Annotated in this window: 25 protein-coding genes; 19 read left to right on the forward strand and 6 right to left on the reverse strand. The window is 56.5% G+C overall.

Annotation, left to right across the window (positions count from 1 at the left end):
- The first annotated feature begins 43 nt into the window (after positions 1-43).
- The 3 genes from pldB (at position 44) to KIF87_RS20270 (ending at position 2,850) form a co-directional block, all read left to right on the forward strand.
- A complete protein-coding gene (gene pldB / locus KIF87_RS20260) occupies positions 44-1,036 on the forward strand; it encodes a lysophospholipase L2 (RefSeq protein ID WP_121423319.1) in 993 nt (330 codons plus the stop codon).
- Positions 1,037-1,067: 31 nt separating this feature from the next.
- Complete coding sequence (yigL, locus tag KIF87_RS20265; protein ID WP_121423318.1) at positions 1,068-1,868, forward strand: sugar/pyridoxal phosphate phosphatase YigL; 801 nt, start codon at positions 1,068-1,070, stop codon at positions 1,866-1,868.
- 82 nt (positions 1,869-1,950) lie between these two features.
- Entirely contained in the window at positions 1,951-2,850 is a 900-nt protein-coding gene (locus KIF87_RS20270; protein WP_047652229.1) for a carboxylate/amino acid/amine transporter, read from the forward strand.
- Here KIF87_RS20270 and metR read toward each other — a convergent pair.
- Positions 2,738-3,691 (reverse strand): HTH-type transcriptional regulator MetR, encoded by a 954-nt coding sequence (metR, locus tag KIF87_RS20275; RefSeq protein WP_023333797.1) that lies wholly within the window; start codon positions 3,689-3,691, stop codon positions 2,738-2,740. The genes KIF87_RS20270 and metR overlap by 113 nt on opposite strands.
- A gap of 115 nt (positions 3,692-3,806) precedes the next feature.
- Here metR and metE point away from each other — a divergent pair, with 115 nt between their 5' ends.
- Positions 3,807-6,068, forward strand: a complete 2,262-nt coding sequence (gene metE / locus KIF87_RS20280; RefSeq protein WP_213330368.1) for a 5-methyltetrahydropteroyltriglutamate--homocysteine S-methyltransferase — start codon at positions 3,807-3,809, stop codon at positions 6,066-6,068.
- Between the two features lie 48 nt (positions 6,069-6,116).
- Here metE and KIF87_RS20285 read toward each other — a convergent pair whose 3' ends face one another.
- Positions 6,117-6,923, reverse strand: a complete 807-nt coding sequence (locus KIF87_RS20285) for a dienelactone hydrolase family protein (protein ID WP_121423315.1) — start codon at positions 6,921-6,923, stop codon at positions 6,117-6,119.
- A 255-nt stretch (positions 6,924-7,178) separates the two neighbouring features.
- Between KIF87_RS20285 and udp the strand changes: the two genes are divergently transcribed.
- The 9 genes from udp to tatD all read left to right on the forward strand — a co-directional run bounded on the left by udp (position 7,179) and on the right by tatD (position 15,090).
- A complete protein-coding gene (gene udp / locus KIF87_RS20290; protein WP_213330370.1) occupies positions 7,179-7,940 on the forward strand; it encodes a uridine phosphorylase in 762 nt (253 codons plus the stop codon).
- A 140-nt stretch (positions 7,941-8,080) separates the two neighbouring features.
- A complete protein-coding gene (gene rmuC / locus KIF87_RS20295) occupies positions 8,081-9,538 on the forward strand; it encodes a DNA recombination protein RmuC (protein ID WP_213330372.1) in 1,458 nt (485 codons plus the stop codon).
- A gap of 66 nt (positions 9,539-9,604) precedes the next feature.
- Positions 9,605-10,360 carry a bifunctional demethylmenaquinone methyltransferase/2-methoxy-6-polyprenyl-1,4-benzoquinol methylase UbiE gene (gene ubiE, locus KIF87_RS20300; RefSeq protein WP_023309612.1) on the forward strand — a complete coding sequence of 252 codons (756 nt, stop codon included), beginning with the start codon at positions 9,605-9,607 and terminating at the stop codon, positions 10,358-10,360.
- A 13-nt stretch (positions 10,361-10,373) separates the two neighbouring features.
- Positions 10,374-10,979 carry a ubiquinone biosynthesis protein UbiJ gene (gene ubiJ / locus KIF87_RS20305; protein ID WP_213330374.1) on the forward strand — a complete coding sequence of 202 codons (606 nt, stop codon included), beginning with the start codon at positions 10,374-10,376 and terminating at the stop codon, positions 10,977-10,979.
- Positions 10,976-12,616 carry a ubiquinone biosynthesis regulatory protein kinase UbiB gene (gene ubiB / locus KIF87_RS20310; RefSeq protein ID WP_121930886.1) on the forward strand — a complete coding sequence of 547 codons (1,641 nt, stop codon included), beginning with the start codon at positions 10,976-10,978 and terminating at the stop codon, positions 12,614-12,616. The genes ubiJ and ubiB overlap by 4 nt, the downstream gene beginning before the upstream one ends.
- A gap of 76 nt (positions 12,617-12,692) precedes the next feature.
- A complete protein-coding gene (tatA, locus tag KIF87_RS20315; RefSeq protein ID WP_213330376.1) occupies positions 12,693-12,947 on the forward strand; it encodes a Sec-independent protein translocase subunit TatA in 255 nt (84 codons plus the stop codon).
- A gap of 3 nt (positions 12,948-12,950) precedes the next feature.
- A complete protein-coding gene (gene tatB, locus KIF87_RS20320) occupies positions 12,951-13,493 on the forward strand; it encodes a Sec-independent protein translocase protein TatB (protein WP_213330378.1) in 543 nt (180 codons plus the stop codon).
- Positions 13,494-13,495: 2 nt separating this feature from the next.
- Complete coding sequence (gene tatC / locus KIF87_RS20325; protein ID WP_023309607.1) at positions 13,496-14,266, forward strand: Sec-independent protein translocase subunit TatC; 771 nt, start codon at positions 13,496-13,498, stop codon at positions 14,264-14,266.
- Positions 14,267-14,307: 41 nt separating this feature from the next.
- Complete coding sequence (gene tatD / locus KIF87_RS20330) at positions 14,308-15,090, forward strand: 3'-5' ssDNA/RNA exonuclease TatD (RefSeq protein WP_213330380.1); 783 nt, start codon at positions 14,308-14,310, stop codon at positions 15,088-15,090.
- On the opposite strand, the gene rfaH is transcribed toward tatD, so the two are convergent.
- Entirely contained in the window at positions 15,087-15,578 is a 492-nt protein-coding gene (rfaH, locus tag KIF87_RS20335; protein WP_023309605.1) for a transcription/translation regulatory transformer protein RfaH, read from the reverse strand. The two genes, tatD and rfaH, sit on opposite strands and share 4 nt — an antisense overlap.
- Before the next feature lie 173 nt (positions 15,579-15,751).
- On the opposite strand from rfaH, the gene ubiD reads away from it, so the two are divergent.
- Together ubiD and fre are read left to right on the forward strand one after the other, a co-directional pair.
- A complete protein-coding gene (gene ubiD / locus KIF87_RS20340; RefSeq protein WP_162269347.1) occupies positions 15,752-17,242 on the forward strand; it encodes a 4-hydroxy-3-polyprenylbenzoate decarboxylase in 1,491 nt (496 codons plus the stop codon).
- A 42-nt stretch (positions 17,243-17,284) separates the two neighbouring features.
- Positions 17,285-17,986 carry an NAD(P)H-flavin reductase gene (gene fre / locus KIF87_RS20345; RefSeq protein WP_008501516.1) on the forward strand — a complete coding sequence of 234 codons (702 nt, stop codon included), beginning with the start codon at positions 17,285-17,287 and terminating at the stop codon, positions 17,984-17,986.
- Between the two features lie 182 nt (positions 17,987-18,168).
- Here fre and fadA read toward each other — a convergent pair whose 3' ends face one another.
- Complete coding sequence (gene fadA, locus KIF87_RS20350; RefSeq protein WP_008501515.1) at positions 18,169-19,332, reverse strand: acetyl-CoA C-acyltransferase FadA; 1,164 nt, start codon at positions 19,330-19,332, stop codon at positions 18,169-18,171.
- A 9-nt stretch (positions 19,333-19,341) separates the two neighbouring features.
- Entirely contained in the window at positions 19,342-21,531 is a 2,190-nt protein-coding gene (gene fadB, locus KIF87_RS20355) for a fatty acid oxidation complex subunit alpha FadB (RefSeq protein ID WP_213330382.1), read from the reverse strand.
- A gap of 190 nt (positions 21,532-21,721) precedes the next feature.
- Between fadB and pepQ the strand changes: the two genes are divergently transcribed.
- The 4 genes from pepQ to hemG are packed head-to-tail and all read left to right on the forward strand — an operon-like array spanning position 21,722 to position 25,714.
- The gene (gene pepQ, locus KIF87_RS20360) at positions 21,722-23,053 is read left to right on the forward strand and encodes a Xaa-Pro dipeptidase (protein ID WP_023333783.1); all 1,332 of its coding nucleotides are present in this window, start codon (positions 21,722-21,724) and stop codon (positions 23,051-23,053) included.
- The gene (locus tag KIF87_RS20365; RefSeq protein WP_213330384.1) at positions 23,053-23,667 is read left to right on the forward strand and encodes an IMPACT family protein; all 615 of its coding nucleotides are present in this window, start codon (positions 23,053-23,055) and stop codon (positions 23,665-23,667) included. Before pepQ ends, KIF87_RS20365 begins: the two co-directional genes overlap by 1 nt.
- Before the next feature lie 39 nt (positions 23,668-23,706).
- Positions 23,707-25,158, forward strand: coding sequence for a Trk system potassium transporter TrkH (gene trkH, locus KIF87_RS20370; RefSeq protein ID WP_023309600.1), 1,452 nt, complete (start codon positions 23,707-23,709; stop codon positions 25,156-25,158).
- A gap of 10 nt (positions 25,159-25,168) precedes the next feature.
- Complete coding sequence (gene hemG / locus KIF87_RS20375) at positions 25,169-25,714, forward strand: menaquinone-dependent protoporphyrinogen IX dehydrogenase (protein ID WP_213330386.1); 546 nt, start codon at positions 25,169-25,171, stop codon at positions 25,712-25,714.
- Between the two features lie 129 nt (positions 25,715-25,843).
- Here hemG and KIF87_RS20380 read toward each other — a convergent pair.
- A partial coding sequence (locus KIF87_RS20380) for a hypothetical protein (RefSeq protein ID WP_213330388.1) occupies positions 25,844-26,038 on the reverse strand: 195 nt, incomplete at its 5' end.

Here is a 26,038-nt window from a genome sequence, read left to right on the forward strand (position 1 = left end):
TACGAAAAAACGATATTCCTTGGCTTAGGTGAGTAGAAACCCGATGTTTCAGCAGAAAAAGGACTGGGAAACACGAGAAAACGCATTTGCTGCTTTCTCCATGGGGCCGCTGACCGATTTCTGGCGCCAGCGTGAGGAAGATGAGTTTACGGGCGTCGGTGAAATTCCGGTACGCTTTGTGCGTTTTCACGATAAGAAAAATGACCGGGTCATTGTGGTCTGCCCCGGGCGTATTGAGAGCTATATCAAATACGCCGAACTGGCCTATGACCTGTTCCATCTGGGCTTCGATGTGTTGATTATCGATCACCGCGGGCAGGGGCTTTCTGGCCGCCTGCTATCGGATACGCATCGCGGCCACGTGGATAACTTCAGCGATTACGTCGACGATCTCGCCGCGTTCTGGCAGCAGGAGGTCGAGCCTGGCCCCTGGCGGAAGCGCTATATTCTGGCGCACTCAATGGGCGGCGCGATTTCAACGCTGTTTTTACAGCGCCACGCGCACCAGTGCGACGCCATTGCGCTCACCGCGCCGATGTATGGCATCGTCATGCGTTTTCCTGACTGGATGGTGCGTCATATTCTTGACTGGGCTGAGGGCCATCAGCGCATTCGAGAAGGCTATGCCATCGGGACGGGGCGCTGGCGTGCACTGCCGTTTGCGATGAACGTGCTGACCCACAGCCGACAGCGCTATCGTCGTAACCTGCGTTTTTATGCCGATGAACCGCGCCTGCGCGTGGGCGGCCCGACCTATCACTGGGTGCGGGAAGGTATTCTTGCCGGTGAGCAGGTGCTGGCTGGCGTCGGCAATGACGACACGCCAACGCTCCTGATTCAGGCTGAAGAAGAGCGTGTGGTGGATAACCGCATGCATGACCGTTATTGCGAACTGCGCGCTGCCGCCGGTCACCCTTGTGAAGGGGGAAAACCGCTGGTCATTAACGGCGCGTACCATGAGATCCTTTTTGAAAAGGACGCTATGCGCTCAGTCGCGCTCAACGCCATTGTTGAATTTTTCAACAGGCATAATTGATTCTTGTTTTCCACCAGAGGTTGAAATCCCTATGTACCAGGTTGTTGCATCTGATTTAGATGGCACGCTGCTTTCCCCCGACCACACCCTCTCGCCTTACGCGAAAGAGACCTTAAAACTCCTGACCGCCCGTGGCGTGAACTTCGTGTTTGCCACCGGTCGCCACCACGTGGACGTGGGGCAGATCCGCGATAATCTGGAAATCAAATCGTACATGATCACCTCCAACGGTGCCCGCGTGCACGATACTGACGGCAACCTGATCTTTACCCACAACCTGGATCGCGATATTGCCGCCGATCTGTTCGGCGTGGTGCACAATAACCCGGATATCGTCACCAACGTCTACCGCGACGACGACTGGTTTATGAACCGCCACCGCCCGGAAGAGATGCGTTTCTTCAAGGAAGCCGTATTCCAGTACTCACTGTACGAGCCGGGTCTGCTGGAGCCGGAAGGGATCAGTAAGGTGTTCTTCACCTGTGTAAACCATGAGGAATTGCTGCCGCTGGAGCAGGCGATCAACGCCCGCTGGGGCGATCGCGTCAACGTGAGCTTCTCAACCCTGACCTGCCTGGAAGTGATGGCGGGGGGCGTCTCCAAAGGTCACGCGCTGGAAGCCGTCGCGAAACGTCTGGGCTTCGAGCTGAAAGACTGTATCGCCTTTGGTGACGGCATGAACGATGCCGAAATGCTTTCGATGGCAGGCAAGGGCTGCATTATGGAAAATGCGCACCAGCGTCTGAAAGACCTGCACCCGGAGCTGGAAGTGATCGGCACCAACGCAGACAACGCGGTGCCGAAGTATCTGCGCAAACTGTTCCTTGAATAATCTTCATTTGGTTGTTTATTGCTCAGATGTCAACTAAAGAGTTCGCTACAATGCCTCTCCTTCTTTTTGAGAGACAAGCATTGTGGCGCTACTCATTATCACCACTATCCTGTGGGCCTTCTCCTTTAGCCTGATTGGCGAATACCTTGCCGGTTCGGTCGACAGCTACTTCTCGGTGCTGATGCGCGTGGGGCTGGCGGCGCTGGTGTTCCTGCCGTTTCTGCGCACGCGCGGGCAATCGCTGAAAACGATTGTGCTGTACATGCTGGTGGGGGCGATGCAGCTCGGCATCATGTATCTGTTTAGCTTCCGGGCCTACGTCTACCTGTCTGTCTCCGAGTTCCTGCTCTTTACCGTGCTGACGCCGCTCTATATCACGCTGATTTACGACCTGCTCAGCAGGCGCCGCCTGCGTTGGGGATACCTGCTGAGCGCGGCGCTGGCGGTGATCGGCGCGGCGATCATTCGCTATGACAAAGTCAGCGATCACTTCTGGACCGGGCTGATGTTCGTCCAGCTCGCCAACATCAGTTTTGCCATCGGCATGGTGGGCTACAAACGCCTGATGGAAACCCGTCCGATGCCGCAGCATAACGCATTCGCCTGGTTTTATATGGGCGCCGCGATTGTCGCGGTGGCGGCGTGGTTTATGCTCGGTAACCCGCAAAAACTGCCGACCACCACCGTGCAGTGGGGCGTTCTGGTCTGGCTGGGCGTGGTGGCGTCAGGGCTGGGGTACTTCATGTGGAACTACGGCGCTACGCAGGTAGACGCCGGTACGCTGGGGATCATGAACAACGTGCACGTCCCGGCAGGGCTGCTGGTCAACCTCGCCATCTGGCAGCAACAGCCGCACTGGCCGAGCTTCATTATTGGGGGAGCGGTGATCCTGGCTTCGCTGTGGGTCCATCGCCGATGGGTCGCTCCGCGCTCCGCACAAACGGAAGATGGTCGCACGCGTGGTTCCGCGCTGAGCGAATAAACGCCTCCGTAATCGGCTGACGCTGCTCGCCATCGCGCACGGCGGCGTACAGTCGGCTCCACAGTCCTTCACCCAGGGTTTTGGTCTGTACCAGACCCTGACGTTCAAAACTCTCCACCACCCAGTGCGGCAGCGCCGCGATACCCATTCTGGCCGCCACCATTTGAATCAGCAGCAGCGTGTTATCCACGCTTTTCAGCTGCGGGCTAATGCCTGCGGGCTGCAGGAAGTGGCGCCAGATATCCAGACGACTGCGCTGGACCGGATAAATCAGCAGCGTTTCCGTCGCCAGGTCTTCCGGCGTGATGCGCGTTTTGGTCGCCAGCGGATGGTCCGGGGCCAGCACCAGGCGCACTTCATAATCAAACATCGGCGAATAGTGCAGGCCGCTGCGCGGCAGGATGTCAGAGGTCATCACTAGGTCCAGCTCGCCCTGCTGCAGTGACGGCTGAGGGTCAAAGGTCACGCCGGATTTGAAGTCCATCTCCACCTGCGGCCACTTCTGACGGAAGTTCTCAAGCGCGGGGGTCAGCCACTGAATACAGCTGTGGCACTCAATGGCGATACGCAGCTTGGTCTGCTGCGGTTCGTTACACGCCTGCAGCGCGCTGGCGATTTGCGGCAGTACCTGATTCGCCAGTTGAAGAAGAATTTCACCCTGCGGCGTAAAGCGCAGGGGCTGGCTCTTACGCACAAAAAGACGGAAGCCGAGGCGTTGTTCCAGATCGCTGAACTGGTGAGAAAGGGCGGACTGGGTCTGGTGCAGCGTGGCCGCAGCCGCCGCGAGCGAGCCGCAGTTCCGCAACGCTTGTAGCGTTTTCAGGTGTTTTATCTCGATCATGAAAGTCCTTCACTTCGCCATGAACATATTGCGCTTGAGGAATATACAGTACCTGCCAATTATAGAAGTGTAAACATCTGGACGTCTAAATAACGAATTTCACAAGGGGCATACCATGACAATCCGCAATCACACTCTCGGTTTCCCTCGCGTTGGCCTGCGTCGCGAGCTGAAAAAAGCACAAGAAAGCTACTGGGCGGGGAACGCCACCCGTGAAGAGCTGCTGGCGGTGGGGCGCGAGCTGCGCGCCCGCCACTGGGAGCAGCAAAAACAGGCGGGTATTGACCTGCTGCCGGTGGGCGATTTCGCCTGGTACGACCATGTTCTGACGACCAGCCTGCTGCTTGGCAACGTGCCGGCTCGTCATCAGAACAAAGATGGATCGGTAGATATCGATACCCTGTTCCGCATCGGCCGCGGCCGCGCGCCAACGGGTGAGCCAGCGGCAGCGGCGGAAATGACCAAGTGGTTCAACACCAACTATCACTATATGGTGCCGGAGTTCGTGAAAGGTCAGCAGTTCAGGCTGACCTGGACGCAGCTGCTGGACGAGGTGGACGAAGCGCTGGCGCTGGGCCACCAGGTGAAACCGGTGCTGCTCGGGCCGGTAACCTACCTGTGGCTGGGCAAAGTGAAAGGTGAGCCGTTTGACCGACTCAGCCTGCTGAAGGATATCCTGCCGGTCTACAAACAGGTGCTGATTGAGCTGGGCAAGCGCGGCATTCAGTGGGTACAAATCGACGAACCGGCGCTGGTGCTCGAGCTGCCCCAGGTTTGGCTCGATGCCTTCAAACCGGCGTATGACGCGCTCACCGGGCAGGTGAAGCTGCTGCTCACCACCTATTTCGAAGGCGTGACGCCAAACCTGAAGACCATTAGCGCGCTGCCGGTGCAGGGCCTGCACGTTGACCTCGTACACGGTAAAGATGATGTGGCGGAGCTGCACAAGCGCCTGCCTGCGGACTGGCTGCTCTCCGCCGGGTTGATTAACGGTCGTAACGTCTGGCGCGCCGATCTGACCGAGAAATATGCACAAATCAAAGACATCGTCGGCAAACGTGAGCTTTGGGTGGCCTCTTCCTGTTCCCTGCTGCACAGCCCGATCGATCTGAGCGTGGAGACCCACCTGGATGTCGAGGTGAAAAGCTGGTTTGCCTTTGCCCTGCAAAAATGTGAAGAGCTGACGCTGCTGCGCGACGCGCTCAACAGCGGCGACACGGCGGCGATTACCGAATGGAGCGCCCCGATCCAGGCGCGTCGGCACTCTGCGCGCGTGCACAACCCGGCGGTGGAAAAACGTCTGGCGGCCATCACCGCCCAGGACAGCCAGCGCCAGAGCCCGTACGAGGTGCGCGCCGAAGCCCAGCGCGCCCGTTTCAACCTGCCCGCCTGGCCGACCACGACTATCGGCTCTTTCCCGCAAACCACGGAGATCCGCGGTCTGCGTCTGGACTTCAAAAAGGGCAATCTGGATGCGAATCACTACCGCACCGGCATCGCGGAACACATCAAGCAGGCGATTATCGAGCAGGAACGCCTGGGGCTGGACGTGCTGGTGCACGGCGAGGCCGAGCGTAACGACATGGTGGAGTACTTCGGTGAGCACCTGGACGGCTTTGTCTTTACCCAGAACGGCTGGGTGCAGAGCTATGGCTCCCGCTGCGTGAAGCCGCCGGTGGTCATTGGTGACGTCAGCCGCCCGGAAGCGATCACCGTGGAGTGGGCGAAGTATGCCCAGTCCCTGACCGACAAGCCGGTAAAAGGGATGCTCACCGGTCCGGTGACCATTCTCTGCTGGTCGTTCCCGCGTGAAGACGTGACCCGTGAAACCATCGCCAAACAGATTGCCCTGGCGCTGCGTGATGAAGTGGCGGATCTGGAAGCGGCAGGTATTGGCATTATCCAGATTGACGAACCGGCGCTGCGCGAAGGTCTGCCGCTGCGCCGCAGCGACTGGGATGCCTACCTGCAGTGGGGCGTGGAGGCGTTCCGCATTAACGCCGCGGTGGCGAAGGACGACACCCAGATCCACACCCACATGTGTTACTGCGAATTTAACGACATCATGGATTCGATTGCCGCGCTGGACGCCGACGTGATCACCATCGAGACCTCGCGTTCGGACATGGAGCTGCTGGAGTCGTTTGAAGAGTTCGACTACCCGAATGAAATCGGGCCGGGCGTGTACGACATTCACTCCCCGAACGTGCCGAGCGTGGAGTGGATTGAAGCCCTGCTGAAAAAAGCGGCCCAGCGTATTCCGGCAGAGCGCCTGTGGGTGAACCCCGACTGCGGACTGAAAACCCGCGGCTGGCCGGAGACGCGTGCGGCGCTCGCCAACATGGTGAAGGCGGCGCAGAATTTGCGTCAGGCGTAGTGGTGTCAGATTGCCCGGTAAGGCGTAGCCGCCACCGGGCTTTTTGCTTTATGCTTTCTTCCCGCCGTACTGGCTAAACCACGCCAGCATCCGCTGCCAGCCATCTTGGGCTGATTCTGCGTGATAGCTCGGACGATAATCGGCATTAAACGCATGCCCGGCATCCGGGTAGACCACAATCTCCGCCTTCGCATTTGCCGCACGGAGCGCATGGCGCATGGTCTCTACCGAATCAAGCGAAATACCGGTGTCCTGACCGCCGTAAAGCCCTAACACGGGGGCATTTAACTCGGTGGCGATATCGACGGGATGTTTCGGTGAATTCAGCGTTTTTTCACCCACCAGTTTGCCGTACCAGGCGACAGCGGCTTTGAGCTGCGGGTTATGCGCGGCATACAGCCAGCTAATGCGCCCTCCCCAGCAGAAACCGGTGACCAGCAGACGATGCGGATCGCCGCCGTTGCGCGCCGCCCAGCTGGCGACGTGGTCGAGATCGGCCAGCACCTGCGCGTCCGGGACTTTGCTGACCAGGTTGCTGAGCAATGTTGGAATATCGCTGTAGTCGTTCGGATCGCCCTGACGGAAGTAGAGCTCTGGCGCAACGGCCAGATACCCTTCCAGCGCCAGCCGACGGCAGAGGTCGCGAATGTGTTCGTGAACACCAAATATCTCCTGAATCACAATCACGATGGGCAGCGGGCCGTCTGCCGATTTTGGCCGTGCGTGATAAGCAGGCATATTCTCCCCCTGGGAGGGAATGGAGGTCTCACCCGCGGTAATTGCCGCTTCTGGCGTCGACACGATGGTTGAAGCATGTGGGGCCGCAGCAGGTGCAAAACCGGTTTTTTCAGTCATGGCATTCTCCGTACCAATGAGTTAGCGCAAAGGTAAATATAGACACCAGGTTAACAACTCACAGTGCCTTAAACGGTCTATCTTTTGTGCAGCACCTGGCGATATAACTTGTTAATGTGATGTGAGTCACTATTTAATGGAAATTAACTGCAATCATTTTCATTCATGGTGAGATGTGTCACGAAATTCTGCGTACTGCTTCTGTAAAGTACCGTTTTACTTCTTCTGACTAACCGACCCACAGAGGAGTCACCTATGTCTAAGTCTGATGTTTTTCATCTCGGCCTCACTAAAAACGATTTACAAGGGGCTACGCTCGCTATCGTCCCCGGCGATCCTGAGCGTGTGGAAAAGATCGCCGCGCTGATGGATAAGCCGGTCAAGCTGGCTGCCCATCGTGAGTTCACCACCTGGCGCGCAGAGCTGGATGGCAAAGCGGTGATCGTGTGCTCTACCGGTATCGGTGGTCCGTCTACCTCTATTGCTGTTGAAGAGCTGGCGCAGCTGGGCATTCGTACTTTCCTGCGTATCGGTACCACCGGCGCTATCCAGCCGCACATCAACGTCGGCGACGTGCTGGTCACGACCGCGTCCGTCCGTCTGGACGGTGCAAGCCTGCACTTTGCACCGATGGAATTCCCGGCAGTGGCTGATTTCGAATGCACCACCGCGCTGGTTGAAGCCGCGAAGTCCGTAGGCGCAACTACCCACGTGGGCGTAACCGCCTCTTCCGACACCTTCTACCCGGGCCAGGAGCGTTACGACACCTTCTCAGGCCGCGTGGTAAGCCGTTTCAAAAGCTCAATGGAAGAGTGGCAGTCCATGGGCGTGATGAACTACGAAATGGAATCCGCAACGCTGCTGACCATGTGTGCAAGCCAGGGTCTGCGTGCCGGTATGGTGGCGGGCGTTATCGTCAACCGTACCCAGCAGGAGATCCCGAACGCCGAAACCATGAAGCAGACCGAAAGTCATGCAGTGAAAATCGTGGTTGAAGCCGCGCGTCGCCTGATCTAGTCCTCTCCTTTCGAAATCAAAGGCCGACACGTTCGGCCTTTATTTTTTGCGTAGCGCCTCGCAGGAAAACCCTTTCAAACTGGACGTTTGTACAGCACAATCCTATTTTGTGCGGGTAATACGTTGATGCAGGGGGCATTGTGGATATCTCAATCCTGATTTACGCGGTGATTGCGCTGGCAGGCGTGGCGATAGGCTGGCTCATTTCCAGCTATCAGCATGCACAGCAGAAGGCCGACCAGCTGGCAGAGCGCGAAGAGATAGTCGCTGAATTAAGTGCGGCAAAGCAGCAGCTTGCGCTGAGTGACCACTGGCGAGAGGAGTGCGAGCTGCTCAATAACGAGCTGCGCAACCTGCGAGATATCAACACCTCGCTGGAGGCCGATCTCCGCGAAGTGACCACCCGCCTTGAATCCACCCAGCTGCATGCGGAAGACAAAATCCGCCAGATGATCAACAGCGAGCAGCGTCTCAGCGAACAGTTTGAGAACCTCGCCAACCGTATTTTCGAGCACAGCAACCGCCGCGTTGATGAACAGAACCGCCAGAGCCTGAACAGCCTGCTGACGCCCCTGCGCGAACAGCTTGACGGTTTTCGTCGTCAGGTGCAGGACAGCTTTGGGCAGGAGGCGCGCGAGCGTCACACCCTGGCGCATGAGATTCGCAATCTCCAGCAGCTGAATGCCCAGATGGCGCAGGAAGCGGTCAACCTGACCCGAGCGCTGAAAGGGGATAACAAAACCCAGGGCAACTGGGGAGAAGTGGTGCTGACCCGCGTACTGGAAGCCTCTGGACTGCGGGAAGGATATGAATACGAAACGCAGGTGAGTATCGAAAACGACGCCCGCTCTCGTATGCAGCCGGATGTGATTGTGCGGCTGCCGCAGGGTAAAGATGTGGTGATTGACGCCAAAATGACGCTGGTGGCGTATGAACGCTACTTTAATGCGGAAGATGACTACACGCGCGAGTCTGCGCTGCAGGAGCACATTGCCTCCGTGCGTAACCACATTCGCCTGCTCGGCAGAAAAGACTACCAGCAGCTGCCGGGCCTCCGCTCGCTGGACTATGTCCTGATGTTTATCCCGGTAGAACCCGCGTTTCTGCTGGCACTCGACAGACAGCCCGAGCTTATCACCGAAGCGCTCAAAAATAACATTATGCTGGTCAGCCCCACCACGCTGCTGGTGGCGTTACGCACCATTGCGAACCTGTGGCGCTATGAGCACCAGAGCCGCAACGCGCAGCAGATTGCCGATCGTGCCAGCAAGCTTTACGACAAAATGCGCCTCTTCGTGGACGACATGTCATCAGTCGGGCAGAGCCTGGATCGTGCGCAGGATAACTACCGCCAGGCGATGAAAAAACTCGCCTCCGGACGCGGCAATCTGCTGGCACAGGCCGAATCATTCCGCAGCCTGGGGGTAGAGGTTAAACGCGAGATTAATCCGGAATTGGTCGAACAGGCCACCGCCCAGGACGACGAGTTTCGCCTGCGAGAAGGTGCGGACGAACAAAAGACAAACAGTGAAGACAACACGTTAGCGGCGAATTTATCACCAGACGAGACTCCAGCGCGTTTCTTTCGCGGTGGTTGAAACGTAGGGCAAACGCGCCCAATCTGTTACACTTCACGAACATTTTACTGATAAGCAGGCTCTAAGATGGCTGACGATTCACAAGACACAACGCACTTTGGCTTTCAGACTGTCGCCAAAGCGCAGAAAGCTGACATGGTGGCCCACGTATTTCATTCCGTGGCGGCGAAGTACGATGTGATGAATGACCTGATGTCGTTCGGCATTCATCGCTTGTGGAAGCGCTTCACCATTGACTGTAGCGGCGTTCGTCGTGGACAAACGGTGCTGGATTTAGCCGGCGGCACGGGCGATTTAACCGCGAAGTTCTCCCGTCTGGTGGGCGAAACCGGTCGCGTTGTTCTTGCCGATATTAATGACTCCATGCTGAAAATGGGACGCGAAAAGCTGCGTAACATCGGCGTTGTGGGTAATGTGGAATATGTGCAGGCAAACGCCGAAGCGCTGCCATTCCCGGATAACACCTTTGACTGCATCACGATCTCTTTCGGTCTGCGTAACGTGACCGATAAAGAAAAAGCGCTGCGCTCCATGTACCGCGTGCTGAAGCCGGGTGGACGTCTACTGGTGCTCGAGTTCTCTAAACCGATCATTGAGCCGCTGAGCAAAGCCTACGACGCCTATTCCTTCCACGTGCTGCCGCGTATTGGCGAGCTGGTGGCTAATGACGCTGAAAGCTACCGCTATCTGGCGGAATCTATCCGTATGCACCCGGATCAGGACACATTAAAAGCCATGATGCAGGATGCAGAATTTGAGAATGTTGAATATTTCAACCTGACGGCGGGCGTCGTCGCGCTGCATCGCGGTTACAAATTCTGAGTGGAGGTGTCCCGTGCCCTTTAAACCCTTAGTCTCCGCAGGCGTCGAGAATGTACTGAACGCTTTTCTGTATCGCGCTCCGGCGCTGAAAGCTGCACGTCAGCGGCTAAACGGGAAGGTATTGCGCATTGTTTTAAAAGAGTTCTCGGCGCCGCTGGTGCTGGTATTCAACGAACGTCAGCTTGACGTTCTGGGGGCGTGGGAAGGTGAAGCCGACTGCTCGGTCATCACGCATATGAGCGTGCTGCCAAAACTGCGCGATCGCCAGCAATTAACGGCGCTTATCCGCAGCGGTGAGCTGGAAGTGGAAGGCGACATTCAGGTCGTGCAGAACTTCGTTGCGCTCACCGATCTGGCGGAGTTCGATCCGGCAGAGCTGCTTGCGCCTTTTATCGGCGACATCGCCGCCGAAGGCATCGGGAAAGTCCTTCATGGTGGCGCCTCCTTTGCGCGTAAAAGCCTCCAGCGCCAGCAACGCTATGCGGCGGAAGTGCTGACTGAGGAGTGGCGAATGGCGCCCGGGCCACTGGAAGTTGCATGGTTTGCGGAAGAGACCGCTGCTGTTGAACGTGCGGTTGATGCGTTAACCAAACGGCTGGAAAAACTGGAGGGCAAATGACGCCTGGTGAAATTCGGCGCCTCTATTTTATTATTCGCACCTTTTTGAGCTACGGGCTCGACGAGCTTATCCCCAAAATGCGTATCACGCTGCCGCTTCGTATCTGGCGGCGGATGCTGTTCTGGATGCCCAATCGCCATAAAGGTCAACCGCTGGGTGAGCGTCTGCGCCTGGCGCTGCAGGAGCTCGGTCCGGTTTGGATTAAATTCGGACAGATGCTGTCGACCCGCCGCGATCTGTTCCCGCCTCTCATTGCCGATGAGCTCGCGATGCTGCAGGATCGCGTCGCACCGTTTGACGGCGCGCGCGCGAAAAAGCAGATTGAAGAGGCGATGGGGAATGTACCCGTCGAGACCTGGTTCGACGATTTCGACATTAAGCCACTGGCGTCGGCCTCAATCGCGCAGGTGCACACCGCGCGTTTGAAAGAAAACGGCAAAGAAGTCGTTATTAAGGTCATTCGACCGGACATCCTGCCCATCATCAAAGCGGACATGAAGCTGATTTATCGTCTGGCGCGCTGGGTACCACGCTTGCTGCCGGACGGGCGTCGCCTTCGTCCAATGGAAGTTGTGCGGGAATATGAAAAAACGCTGATTGATGAGCTTAACCTGCTGCGTGAATCGGCAAACGCCATTCAGCTGCGTCGCAACTTTGAAAACAGCCCGATGCTCTATGTGCCTGAAGTCTATTCTGACTACTGCAGCCAGGACATGATGGTGATGGAGCGTATCTACGGTATTCCGGTTTCGGATGTGGTGGCCCTGGAGAAACAGGGAACGAACATGAAGCTGTTGGCCGAGCGTGGCGTACAGGTCTTCTTTACCCAGGTGTTCCGCGACAGTTTTTTCCATGCGGACATGCATCCGGGCAATATCTTCGTGAGCTACGAACACCCTGAGGATCCGAAGTATATCGGTATCGACTGCGGGATTGTGGGGTCGCTGAACAAAGAAGATAAACGGTATCTGGCAGAAAATTTCATCGCGTTCTTCAACCGCGACTACCGTAAAGTGGCCGAGCTGCACGTTGATTCCGGCTGGGTGCCGCCTGACACCAACGTCGAAGAGTTCGAGTTCGCGATCCGGACCGTTTGTGAACCGATTTTTGAAAAACCGCTGGCGGAAATCTCCTTCGGACACGTGCTGTTAAACCTGTTCAACACGGCTCGCCGCTTTAATATGGAAGTTCAGCCACAGCTAGTTTTACTTCAGAAAACATTACTTTACGTTGAGGGTGTAGGCCGACAGCTCTATCCTCAGTTAGACTTGTGGAAGACCGCGAAACCTTTCCTTGAATCCTGGATTAAGGATCAGGTTGGCATTCCGGCGCTGGTGCGCTCTCTGAAAGAGAAAGGTCCGTTCTGGATAGAAAAAATGCCTGAAATTCCTGAACTGGTTTATGACAGTTTGCGTCAGAGCAAGAACCTTCAGCACAGCATGGATAAAATCGCCCGCGAGCTTCAGTCCAGCCGTGTTCGCCAGGGACAGTCACGCTATCTCTTTGGAATTGGCGCAACGCTGCTGCTGAGCGGTACGCTGCTGCTGATCAACCGTCCGGACTGGCAGATGATGCCCGCCTGGCTGATGGCTGGCGGAGTGGTAGTCTGGCTGGCAGGCTGGCGAAAAACGCGCTGAGCGTGCGTCGCTATCGACGGGTCGCATACGTATAATGCGATCTGACTCTTTAATCATCTATCCCTGAGGAACATGTATGGGTGGTATCAGTATCTGGCAATTGTTGATCATTGCCGTCATCGTCGTGCTGCTGTTTGGCACCAAAAAGCTCGGTTCTATTGGTTCCGATCTGGGCGCGTCTATCAAAGGCTTCAAGAAAGCGATGAGCGATGATGAGACCAAGCAGGATAAAACCAGCCATGACGCTGATTTTACTGCTAAATCCATCGCCGACAAGCAAGAAGAAGCCAAAAAGGAAGACGCTAAACGCCACGATAAAGAGCAGGTGTAAGTCGTGTTCGACATTGGTTTTGGTGAACTCCTGCTGGTCTTTGTGATTGGCCTGATTGTGCTGGGGCCGCAGCGTCTGCCGGTGGCAGTGAAAACCGTTGCGGGCTGGGTTCGTGCGTTGAGATCGCTTGCATCGACCGTTCAGAATGAACTGGCGCAGGAGCTTAAGCTGCAGGAATTTCAGGAAAGCCTGAAAAAGGTCGAGAAGGCGAGCATGGATAACCTGACGCCGGAACTGAAAGCGTCAATGGATGAGCTGCGCGAAGCGGCGGAATCGATGAAGCGCTCCTATAGCGTTAACGATCCTGAAAAAGCGAGCGATGAAGCGAACACCATCCATAACCCGGTGGTGAAGGGCAGCGAGGAGCAGCGCGAGGGCGTAACGCCTGCCAGCGCTGAACATCAGGCTGCCGCGCCAGAGCAGACGCCGCAGGAAACCGAAGTGAAAAAACAGTCGCAGCCGGAAGAGCCGGTGGCAAAAACGGCGGAAGTGAAGCCCGCTGCGTCCGTTTCCGAATCATCCCCCTCGTCGAGTGATAAAGCGTAAACATGGCAGTAGATGATACTCAACCGCTGATTACGCACCTCATTGAGCTGCGTAAGCGCCTGTTAAACTGCATTATTGCGGTTTTACTCATATTCCTGTGCCTGGTCTATTTTGCCAACGATATCTATCAGGTGGTCTCTGCACCGCTGATCAAGCAGATGCCGCTGGGCGCAACGATGATTGCAACAGACGTTGCTTCTCCGTTCTTTACCCCCATCAAGCTGACCTTCTGGGTGTCGTTGATTGCCTCTGCACCGGTCATTCTTTACCAGGTGTGGGCGTTTGTGGCGCCAGCGCTGTATAAGCATGAACGCAAGCTGGTGATCCCGCTGCTGGTGTCCAGCTCGCTGCTGTTCTATATCGGCATGGCGTTTGCCTATTTCGTTGTCTTCCCGCTGGCCTTCGGCTTCCTGACGCATACCGCGCCGGAAGGGGTCCAGGTATCGACGGATATCGCCAGCTACCTCAGCTTTGTGATGGCGCTGTTTATGGCGTTTGGCGTGGCATTCGAAGTGCCGGTGGCCATTGTGCTGCTTTGCTGGGTAGGGGTAACCACCCCGGATGACCTGCGTAAGAAGCGTCCATATATTCTGGTGGGCGCCTTTGTGGTCGGCATGCTGCTGACACCGCCGGATGTGTTCTCGCAGACGCTGCTGGCCATACCGATGTACTGTCTGTTTGAGGTCGGCGTATTCTTCTCGCGTTTCTACGTGGGTAAAGGACGTCGAGCGGATGACGAAGACGATACGTCCGACAAGACCACTGAAGAGTAAAACCAGCCGCCCGTCAGGGCGGTTGTTATATGGGGATTTGCATGTTTGATATCGGACTCAATCTGACCAGCTCGCAGTTTGCGAAAGATCGTGATGAGGTGGTTGCGCGCGCGTTTGCCGCCGGGGTGAAAGGGCTGCTGCTGACAGGCACCAACCTGCATGAGAGCGAGCAGGCGCAGCAGCTGGCGCAACGCTACGATCGTTGTTGGTCTACTGCCGGCGTGCATCCTCACGACAGCAGCCAGTGGACCCCGGAAAGTGGCGACACCCTGTACAGGCTGGCGAAGACGCCAGACGTTGTGGCGATCGGCGAATGCGGTCTCGATTTCAACCGTAACTTTTCCACGCCTGAAGAGCAGGAAAAGGCGTTCACTGCCCAGCTCGCGCTGGCGGTAGAGCTTGGAATGCCCGTATTTATGCACTGCCGCGACGCGCATGAGCGTTTCCTGGCACTTCTGGATCCGTGGCTGGATAAACTGCCCGGCGCGGTGCTGCACTGCTTCACCGGTTCACGGCAGGAAGCGCTGGATTGCCTGAAGCGAGGGCTTTATCTGGGTATTACCGGCTGGGTTTGCGATGAGCGTCGCGGGCTTGAGCTTCGGGAGCTGTTGCCAGCGATCCCGGCTGACCGGTTGCTCCTTGAAACCGATGCGCCTTATCTGCTACCGCGCGATATGAAGCCCAAACCGGCATCGCGGCGAAATGAGCCCGCGTATCTGGGGCACATTGTTGAGAGCGTTGCGAAGTGGCGCGGAGAGGATCCGCACTGGCTTTCGGCGCAGACGGATGACAACGTGCGTAATCTGTTCGGAATAAACGTTTAAAGTTTGCGGAAGTCGGTGTTTTTAACGCTCTGCAGCACCTGCTTGTTCAGCAGATTGAGCAACAGCATAGATCGCGCTTCCCCGTCCGGCTCGGCAAAAATCGCCTGCAGGCCTTCGAAAGCGCCTTCGGTAATCACGACGCTATCGCCGGTGTAAGGGGTTTCGGGGTCGGTGATCCCTTCAGGCTGTTGATAAATCGACAGCTGATGAATGACCGTCGACGGAACCGTTGCCGGGTGGGCGCCAAAACGAACGAAGTGGCTGACGCCGCGCGTTGCGCTGATGGTGGTGGTGTGGATGACTTCCGGGTCAAACTCCACGAACAGGTAGTTCGGGAACAACGGCTCACTGACGGTTGTGCGCTTCCCGCGCTGCATTTTTTCAAGCGTGATCACGGGCGTCAGGCAATTTACAGACTGACGTTCAAGATGTTCCTGCGCGCGCTGAAGTTGCCCGCGTTTGCAATACAGTAAATACCAGGCCTGCATAATCACTCTTTCCCTTAGTTCGGGGCGCAAGCATATCAAAACCCTGGCGGGATCGCTAAGTTGATTATAATGGGGGAAAATGGAACAGAACGCATAAGTTCACGCTTATTTAACAAAATTACAGCATCAAGCAGGCATACGCCGTATAATGAAGCGCTTACAGAGAGGCCATGATTAACTGCATGAAATACCACGATCTCCGCGACTTCCTGACGCTGCTGGAAAAGCAGGGTGAACTCAAACGTATTACACTTCCTGTTGATCCTTATCTGGAGATGACAGAAATTGCTGACCGCACCCTGCGTGCCGGTGGCCCCGCATTACTGTTTGAAAATCCAAAAGGTTACTCAATGCCGGTGCTGTGCAACCTGTTTGGTACACCGCGCCGTGTTGCATTGGGGATGGGGCAGGAAGACGTCACGGCATTGCGTGAAGTCGGTAAACTGCTGGCGTTTCTGAAAGAGCCGGAGCCACCGAAAGGCTTCCGCGATCTGTTCGACAAACTGCCGCAGTTTAAGCAGGTGCTGAACATGCCCACCAAACGCCTGCGCGGCGCGCCGTGCCAGCAGAAAGTGCTGGAAGGCGATGCGGTAGATCTGACTAAAATCCCTATCATGCAGTGCTGGCCTGAAGATGCCGCTCCGCTGATCACCTGGGGGCTGACCGTTACGCGCGGCCCGCACAAAGAGCGGCAAAACCTCGGTATTTACCGCCAGCAGTTGATTGGCAAGAATAAACTCATCATGCGCTGGCTGTCGCATCGCGGCGGCGCGCTGGATTTCCAGGAGTGGTGCGCCGCGCATCCGGGGGAACGTTTCCCGGTGTCTGTCGCCTTAGGTGCCGATCCGGCCACCATTCTGGGAGCCGTCACCCCCGTGCCGGATACCCTTTCTGAATATGCGTTTGCAGGCCTGCTGCGCGGAACGAAAACCGAAGTCGTGAAGTGTATTTCTAACGATCTCGAAGTTCCGGCCAGTGCAGAAATTGTGCTGGAAGGTTATCTTGAGCAGGGTGAAATGGCGCCAGAAGGCCCTTACGGCGACCACACCGGCTATTACAACGAAGTGGATAACTTCCCGGTGTTCACCGTGACGCACATTACGCAGCGTGAAGATGCGATTTATCACTCCACGTATACCGGACGTCCACCGGACGAACCAGCGGTGCTGGGCGTGGCGCTGAACGAAGTGTTTGTGCCTATCCTGCAAAAGCAGTTCCCGGAAATTGTTGATTTTTATCTGCCGCCTGAAGGATGCTCGTATCGCATGGCGGTGGTCACGATGAAGAAGCAGTATCCTGGCCATGCTAAACGCGTGATGATGGGCGTATGGTCTTTCCTGCGCCAGTTTATGTATACCAAATTTGTTATTGTCTGCGATGATGACGTTAACGCCCGCGACTGGAATGACGTAATCTGGGCCATTACCACGCGAATGGATCCGGCGCGTGACACGGTGTTAGTCGAAAACACGCCGATAGATTACCTGGATTTTGCCTCGCCGGTTTCCGGTCTTGGCTCAAAGATGGGACTGGATGCCACAAATAAATGGCCTGGCGAAACCGACCGTGAATGGGGTCGCCCGATCAAAAAAGATCCTGCAGTGACCGCGCGAATTGACGCGATCTGGGACGAGCTGGCCATAATGAATAACGGTAAACCCTGAGCTGACCGTTAAGCCCTATAGACTTCCCGACAGAGAGAGCGAATGACAACCTTAAGCTGTAAAGTGACCTCGGTAGATGCCATCACCGACACCGTATATCGCGTCCGTTTAGTGCCAGAAGCGCCATTCTCTTTCCGCGCGGGTCAGTACCTGATGGTTGTGATGGATGAGCGTGATAAGCGTCCTTTCTCTATGGCCTCAACGCCAGCGGAGCAGGAATTTATTGAGCTTCATATTGGTGCGTCAGAGCTTAACCTGTATGCGATGGCGGTGATGGATCGGATCCTGAAGGAACGTGAAATCGTGGTGGATATTCCGCACGGTGATGCGTGGCTGCGCGATGACGAAGACCGTCCGCTGATCCTGATCGCTGGCGGTACGGGCTTCTCTTATGTGCGCTCTATTCTGTTGACCGCACTGGCGCGTAACCCGGACCGCGACATCACCATTTACTGGGGTGGCCGCGAAGAGAAACATCTGTACGACCTGTCTGAACTGGAAGCGCTGAGCGTAACCCATCCTAACCTGCGCATTGAGCCGGTGGTTGAGCAGCCGGAAGAGGGCTGGCGTGGTCGTAGTGGGACGGTGCTGACGGCGGTGCTGCAGGATCATGGCACGCTGGCAGGGCATGATATCTATATTGCTGGCCGTTTTGAGATGGCGAAAATTGCCCGTGACCTGTTCTGTAACGAACGTGACGCGCGTGAAGACCGCCTGTTTGGCGATGCGTTTGCCTTCATTTAAATAAAAAACCCGCCCCTGACAGGCGGGAAGAACGGCAACTAAACTCTCTCTCTTCGCCAATGACGCCATAACTGCGTTGGCTGCGCTCGTTCACCCGAATCACTTACTTGAGTAAGCTCATCGGGATTCGCTCGCTTGCCGCCTTGTTCTGACGCCATTGGCTTTGAGATACTTTTCCTGATTTACACTCTCTCAAACACCGTCGCGATACCCTGACCCAGCCCGATACACATCGTTGCCAGACCAAACTGGGCATCTTTGCGTTCCATCAGGTTAATCAGCGTTGTGCTGATACGCGCCCCGGAGCAGCCCAGCGGGTGACCGAGGGCGATCGCGCCGCCGTTGAGGTTAATCTTCTCGTCGATCTGCTCCATCAGCCCCAGATCCTTAATGCACGGCAGGATCTGTGCGGCGAACGCTTCGTTCATCTCAAACAGGTCGATGTCGCTGGCGGTTAATCCCGCTTTTTTCAGCGCCAGCTTCGAGGCCGGAACCGGGCCGTAGCCCATGATTGAAGGATCGCAGCCCACGACCGCCATCGAACGTACCCGAGCGCGAGGGGTTAAGCCCAGCTCGCGGGCGCGGCTTTCGCTCATCACCAGCATCGCGGCGGCACCGTCTGACAGCGCCGACGAAGTACCTGCCGTTACCGTACCGGTGACCGGATCAAACGCAGGGCGCAGAGTAGAAAGCGCTTCTACGGTGGTTTCCGGGCGGATGACTTCGTCGTAGCTGAACTGCTTCAGTACGCCGTCTGCGTCGTGACCGCCGGTCGGGATGATCTCATTCTTAAAGGCACCGGACTGCGTCGCCGCCCATGCGCGAGCGTGAGAGCGCGCGGCAAAGGCATCCTGCATTTCACGGCTGATGCCGTGCAGACGAGAGAGCATCTCGGCGGTCAGACCCATCATCCCCGCGGCTTTCGCCACGTTACGGCTCATGCCAGGGTGGAAATCGACCCCGTGGCTCATCGGCACGTGGCCCATGTGCTCAACGCCGCCCACCAGGCAGGCCTGCGCATCGCCGGTCATGATCATACGCGCCGCGTCGTGCAGCGCCTGCATTGATGAACCGCACAGGCGGTTCACGGTGACAGCCGGAACCGAATGCGGGATCTCCGCCAGCAGCGACGCGTTGCGGGCAATGTTGAAACCTTGCTCCAGGGTCTGCTGCACGCAGCCCCAGTAGATATCGTCCAGCGCTGCAGGATCCAGCGCCGGGTTACGCGCCAGCAGGCTACGCATCAGATGCGCGGAGAGATCTTCTGCACGCACGTTACGGAATGCACCGCCTTTTGAACGGCCCATCGGGGTGCGAATCGCATCAACAATGACAACCTTTTCCATTGTGACTCCTTAAGCCGTTTTCAGCTCGCCAACCGGACGGGCTGGCTCAACTGCTGGGTAGTAGGGTTCGTTATGGCGCGCTTTGTTACGCAGCCCTTCCGGCACCTCATAAAGCGGGCCGAGGTGCTGATACTGCTGAGCCATATCGAGATAGCGGGCGCTGCCGAGCGTGTCCAGCCAGCGGAACGCGCCGCCGTGGAACGGAGGGAAGCCCAGGCCGTATACCAGCGCCATATCGGCTTCTGCCGGGCTGGCGATGATGCCTTCTTCCAGGCAACGCACCACTTCGTTGACCATCGGGATCATCATCCGGGCGATGATTTCATCGTCGGAGAAGTCGCGTTTTGGCTGACTGACTTCAGCCAGCAGGCCATCCACCGCGGCATCTTCTTCTTTCTTCGGTTTGCCTTTGCTGTCTTCTTTATAGCGCCAGAAGCCCAGGCCGTTTTTCTGGCCGAAGCGGTTGGCGTCAAACAGTGCGTCAATGGCGTCGCGATAATCTTTCTGCATACGCTGCGGGAAGCCTGCCGCCATCACCGCTTGAGCGTGGTGGGCGGTATCAATGCCGACCACGTCCAGCAGATACGCCGGGCCCATCGGCCAGCCGAACTGTTTTTCCATCACTTTGTCGATTTTGCGGAAGTCCGCACCGTCGCGCAGCAGCTGGCTGAAACCGGCGAAGTAAGGGAACAACACGCGGTTGACGAAGAAGCCCGGGCAGTCGTTAACAACGATCGGCGTTTTGCCCATCTTGCTTGCCCATGCCACCACTTTAGCGATGGTTTCGTCAGAGGTTTTTTCCCCACGGATCACTTCGACCAGCGGCATACGGTGTACCGGGTTGAAGAAGTGCATCCCGCAGAAGTTTTCCGGACGCTTCAGCACGCTCGCCAGTTCGCTGATTGGAATGGTGGAGGTGTTAGAGGCCAGCACGGTCTCAGGACGAACCTTGTCTTCCGTTTCCGCCAGCACCGCTTTTTTGACTTTCGGGTTCTCGACGACGGCTTCGACCACCACGTCGACACGGTCGAAACCGCTGTATTCCAGCACGGGCTGAATGGTGGAGATCACGCCTGCAAGCTTCAGCCCGTCAATTTTTCCGCGTTCCAGCTGTTTATTCAGCAGCTTGGCCGCTTCGGTCATGCCCAGCGTCAGAGATTTCTCGCTGATGTCTTTCATCACTACCGGCACGCCTTTCCAGGCCGACTGGTAAGCGATGCCGCCACCCATAATGCCGGCGCCGAGTACCGCCGCATGTTTTGGCGTCTCAACGTTTTTAGTCAGCTGTTTGGCTTTACCCTTCACGAACTGATCGTTGAGAAAGATACCGACCAGCGCGCGGGCTTCATTGGTGTGCGCCAGCGGGACAAAGCTCTGATTTTCGAGTTTCAGCGCGTCATCGCGACCGAGACGGGCAGCCGCTTCAATGGTTTTCACCGCCGTGATAGGCGCCGGATAGTGTTTACCCGCCGTCTGCATCACCATGCCTTTAGCGATGGTGAAGCTCATGGTGGCTTCAATCTTGCTGAGTTTTAACGGCTCCAGCTTCGGCTGGCGTTTGGCTTTCCAGTCGAGGTCGCCGTTGATGGCCTGACGCAGAATGGTGAGTGCGCCTTCAACCAGTTTCTCTGGCTTCACGATGCCGTCGACCAGGCCAATTTTCTGTGCCTGTTCGGCGCCGACATCTTTACCTGCGGCAATGATCTCCAGGGCGCTATCGGCACCCAGCATGCGCGGCATACGCACGGAGCCGCCAAAGCCCGGCATGATGCCCAGCTTGGTTTCCGGCAGGCCGATGCGCAGGTCCGGCGTCGCCAGACGGTAGTCGGTCGCCAGCACGCACTCGCAGCCGCCGCCCAGCGCATAGCCGCTAACGGCGGAAATGGTCGGGACAGGCAGATCTTCCAGACGATTAAAGACGCTGTTGGCAAAGTGCAGCCACTGGCTCAGCTGTTCTTCCGGGACCAGGAACAGCGAAAGGAACTCGGTGATATCGGCACCGACAATAAAGGCCGCTTTGTTCGAACGCAGCAGCAGCCCTTTTAATTCAGGTTGTTTTTCAAGAACATCCAGCGCCTGGCCAAGACTGGCCACCGTCGCGGTATCAAGCTTGTTCACTGAGCCGGGGGCATCGAACACCAGTTCGGCAATGCCATCTTCCAGCCAGTTGAGGTACAGGGTGTCGCCTTTGTAGAGCATGTCAGTCTCCTGAATCCAGCAATTGGATCTGGTCATACCAGATGAATCGGAGTGTGGGATTTATGTTAATAAAATGCAAATTACTCATTAAGAAAATGCTGCATTGATCACGGTCGGTGGAAATCACGCAGCCGGAGTGAGGTGTGCTAAGATGCGATGACTTGAGGTCAAAAAAACGAAAGGAAGAATGATGGACTCACTGGCTTCGCTTTATAAAAATCATATCGTTACCCTACAGGAACGTACCCGCGATGTACTGGCCCGCTTTAAGCTGGATGCACTGCTGATCCACTCCGGCGAGCTGATGAATACCTTTCTGGATGACCACGCGTATCCGTTTAAGGTGAACCCGCAGTTTAAAGCCTGGGTACCGGTGACTCAGGTTCCGAATTGCTGGCTGCTGGTGGACGGCGTGAACAAGCCGAAACTGTGGTTCTACCTGCCTGTTGATTACTGGCACAACGTAGAGCCGCTGCCGACCTCTTTCTGGACCGAAGAGATCGACGTGATTGCGCTGCCGAAAGCGGACGGCATTGGCAGCCAGCTGCCTGCGGCGCGTGGCAACATCGGCTACATTGGCCCTGTTCCAGAGCGCGCGCTGGGTCTGGATATTCCGGCAGACAAACTCAATCCGAAAGGGGTGCTGGATTACCTGCACTATTACCGCGCGTATAAAACCGACTACGAACTTTACTGCATGCGTGAAGCGCAAAAAACGGCGGTGAACGGTCACCGTGCGGCGCATGAAGCGTTCCAGTCCGGCATGAGCGAGTTCGATATCAACCAGGCGTACCTGACCGCCACCGGTCATCGCGATACCGACGTGCCGTACAGCAACATTGTCGCGCTGAACGAGCACGCGTCTGTGCTTCACTACACCAAACTGGATCACCATGTTCCGTCGGAAATGCGCAGCTTCCTGCTGGACGCAGGGGCAGAGTATAACGGTTACGCGGCCGACCTGACCCGTACCTGGGCGGCGAATGCGGATACCGATTTCGCGCAGCTGATTAAAGACGTGAACGATGAACAGCTGGCGCTGATTGGCACCATGAAAGCCGGAACCAGCTATGTGGATTACCACATCCAGTTCCATCAGCGCATCGCAAAACTGCTGCGTAAGCATCAGATTGTGAAAGACATGAGCGAAGAGGCGATGGTCGAGAACGATCTGACCGGGCCATTCATGCCGCACGGTATCGGTCACCCGCTGGGCCTGCAGGTTCACGACGTTGCGGGCTTTATGCAGGATGATACCGGTACGCACCTGGCGGCACCGTCTAAATATCCTTACCTGCGCTGCACCCGTATTCTGGAGCCGCGTATGGTGCTGACGATTGAACCGGGGATCTACTTTATCGAATCCCTGCTGGCGCCGTGGCGTGAAGGCCAGTTCAGCAAACACTTCAACTGGGAAAAAATTGACGCGCTGAAGCCGTTTGGCGGTATTCGCATCGAAGATAACGTTGTGGTTCACGAAAACGGTATCGAGAACATGACGCGAGACCTGAAGCTGGCCTGATGGAAAGCTGGCTGATACCGGCTGAACCGGTCACCTTTGTTGAGGAAATCAAGAAAAGCCGCTTTATTACGCTGCTGGCGCATACCGACGGCGTAGAGGCGGCAAAGGCGTTTGTCGAGTCTGTTCGCGCGGAGCATCCTGACGCACGTCACCACTGCGTGGCGTGGGTAGCAGGGCCGCCCGACGATTCGCAACAGCTGGGGTTTTCCGACGACGGTGAACCGGCGGGCACGGCCGGTAAACCTATGCTTTCACAGCTGATGGGCAGCGGCGTGGGTGAAATTACCGCCGTGGTGGTGCGCTACTACGGTGGTATTTTGTTAGGCACGGGTGGGCTGGTTAAAGCGTACGGCGGTGGGGTTCAGCAGGCACTGAATATACTCATAACCACCCGCAAAACGCCGCTTACCGAATATACTTTACTGTGTGATTACGCCCAGTTATCCGGCATCGAGGCGCTGCTGAGGCAGTTTAACGGCGTCATCGCGCACAGTGAATATCAGGCAATGGTGCAATTACGCGTGGCGCTTCCTCAGGCGAAACTGGCTGCTTTTTCAGCAAAACTGGCTGATTTTAGTCGTGGTTCGTTGCAATTGCTGCCGATTGAAGAATAATCCCCACCTCACTTTTGAATACCAAAGGAAGCGGCAGAGATGCATTTTCGTGCCATAACCCGAATCGTTGGACTGCTGGTCATACTCTTTTCCGGGACGATGATTCTCCCTGGACTGGTGGCGCTTATCTACCGGGACGGCGCGGGGCGGGCATTTACCCAGACCTTCTTTGTCGCGCTGGCGATTGGCTCGCTGCTGTGGTGGCCAAACCGTCGTCAGAAAGGTGAACTGAAATCTCGCGAAGGATTTCTGATTGTGGTCCTGTTCTGGACGGTGCTGGGGAGCGTCGGTTCGCTGCCCTTCATCTTCTCTGAACAGCCTAACCTGAGCATCACTGATGCCTTTTTTGAATCGTTCTCCGGTTTAACGACGACCGGGGCGACGACGCTGGTGGGCCTGGATTCGCTTCCGCACGCCATTCTCTTTTATCGCCAGATGCTGCAGTGGTTCGGGGGGATGGGGATCATCGTCCTGGCGGTGGCTATTCTGCCGATTCTGGGCGTCGGGGGGATGCAGCTCTATCGCGCCGAAATGCCCGGACCGCTGAAAGATAATAAGATGCGCCCGCGTATTGCCGAGACGGCGAAAACCCTGTGGCTTATCTATGTCTTGCTGACGGTGGCCTGTGCGCTGGCGCTATGGTTCGCCGGGATGCCCGCGTTCGACGCCATCGGACACAGCTTCGCGACGATCGCGATCGGCGGGTTCTCCACTCACGATGCCAGCGTCGGCTACTTCGACAGCCCAACGATTAACACGATTATTGCCATTTTCCTGTTGATCTCAGGCTGTAACTACGGTCTGCACTTCTCTTTACTGAGCGGGCGTAGCCTGAAGGTGTACTGGCGTGACCCAGAGTTCCGTATGTTCATTGGCGTCCAGCTGACGCTGGTGATCATCTGTACCCTGGTGCTGTGGTTCCATGATGTCTACAACTCCGCGCTGACCACGCTAAATCAGGCGTTCTTCCAGGTGGTATCAATGGCGACGACCGCCGGGTTTACCACGGACAGCATCGCGCGCTGGCCGTTGTTCCTGCCGGTGCTGCTTTTATGCTCTGCATTTATCGGGGGCTGTGCGGGGTCTACCGGCGGTGGCCTGAAGGTGATTCGTATTCTGCTGCTGTTTAAGCAGGGGAACCGCGAGCTGAAGCGTCTGGTCCATCCGAACGCGGTCTACAGCATCAAACTGGGGAACCGCGCGCTGCCGGAACGTATCCTCGAAGCGGTGTGGGGGTTCTTCTCGGCGTATGCGCTGGTCTTTATCGTCAGCATGCTGGCGATTATCGCGACGGGGGTGGATGATTTCTCCGCCTTTGCGTCCGTCGTCGCAACATTGAACAACCTCGGGCCTGGCCTGGGCGTTGTGGCGGATAACTTTGCCAGTATGAACCCGGTCGCGAAATGGATCCTCATTGCCAATATGCTGTTTGGTCGTCTTGAGGTCTTTACGCTGCTGGTGCTGTTCACCCCTACATTCTGGCGCGAGTAAGGAGCCGTTGATGAAAACACTGATTCTTTTCTCTACGCGAGACGGGCAAACGCGTGAGATTGCCGCGTATCTGGCATCGGAATTAAAAGAGCTGGGTATTTACTCGGATGTTGTAAACCTGAATCGTGCGGATCAGATAACCTGGCAGGATTACGATCGCGTGGTAATTGGCGCGTCAATTCGTTACGGGCATTTCCATCCGGCGCTGGACCGCTTTGTGAAAAAGCACACGGCGGTGCTTAACAAATTGCCCGGTGCGTTTTACTCGGTCAATCTTGTCGCACGTAAAGCCGAGAAGCGTACGCCGCAGACCAACAGCTACACGCGCAAGTTTTTGCTCAGCTCGCCGTGGCAGCCAGACCTGTGCGCCGTCTTTGCCGGCGCGCTGCGCTATCCTCGCTACCGCTGGTATGACCGCTTTATGATCCGCCTGATTATGAAGATGACCGGGGGTGAAACCGATACGCGTAAAGAAGTGGTTTATACCGACTGGTCGCAGGTGGCCAGTTTTGCGCGGGAAATCGCACATTTAACGGGCGATTCGCGACTTAAATAAGCGTTAAGTTTGAAAAGTGAGCGAACGAAAAGTTTTTTGTATTTTGTGCTTGTCACTTCAGAATAACTCCCTATAATGCGCCTCCACTGACACGGAACAACGGCTTACAGGCCGCCGGGTTAGCGGGGTTCAGAGATGAACGCCAGCAGAGAAAAGCGAAAATAAACGCTTGACTCTGAAGCGGGAAAGCGTAATATGCACACCCCGCGCCGCTGCGAAAAGCGAAGCGGCACTGCTCTTTAACAATTTATCAGACAATCTGTGTGGGCACTCAAAGTGACATGGATTCTTAATGTCTTCGGACAATAAATGAATACCAAGTCT

Source organism: Enterobacter sp. 120016 (genome assembly GCF_018383635.1).
Classification (GTDB): domain Bacteria; phylum Pseudomonadota; class Gammaproteobacteria; order Enterobacterales; family Enterobacteriaceae; genus Enterobacter; species Enterobacter asburiae_D.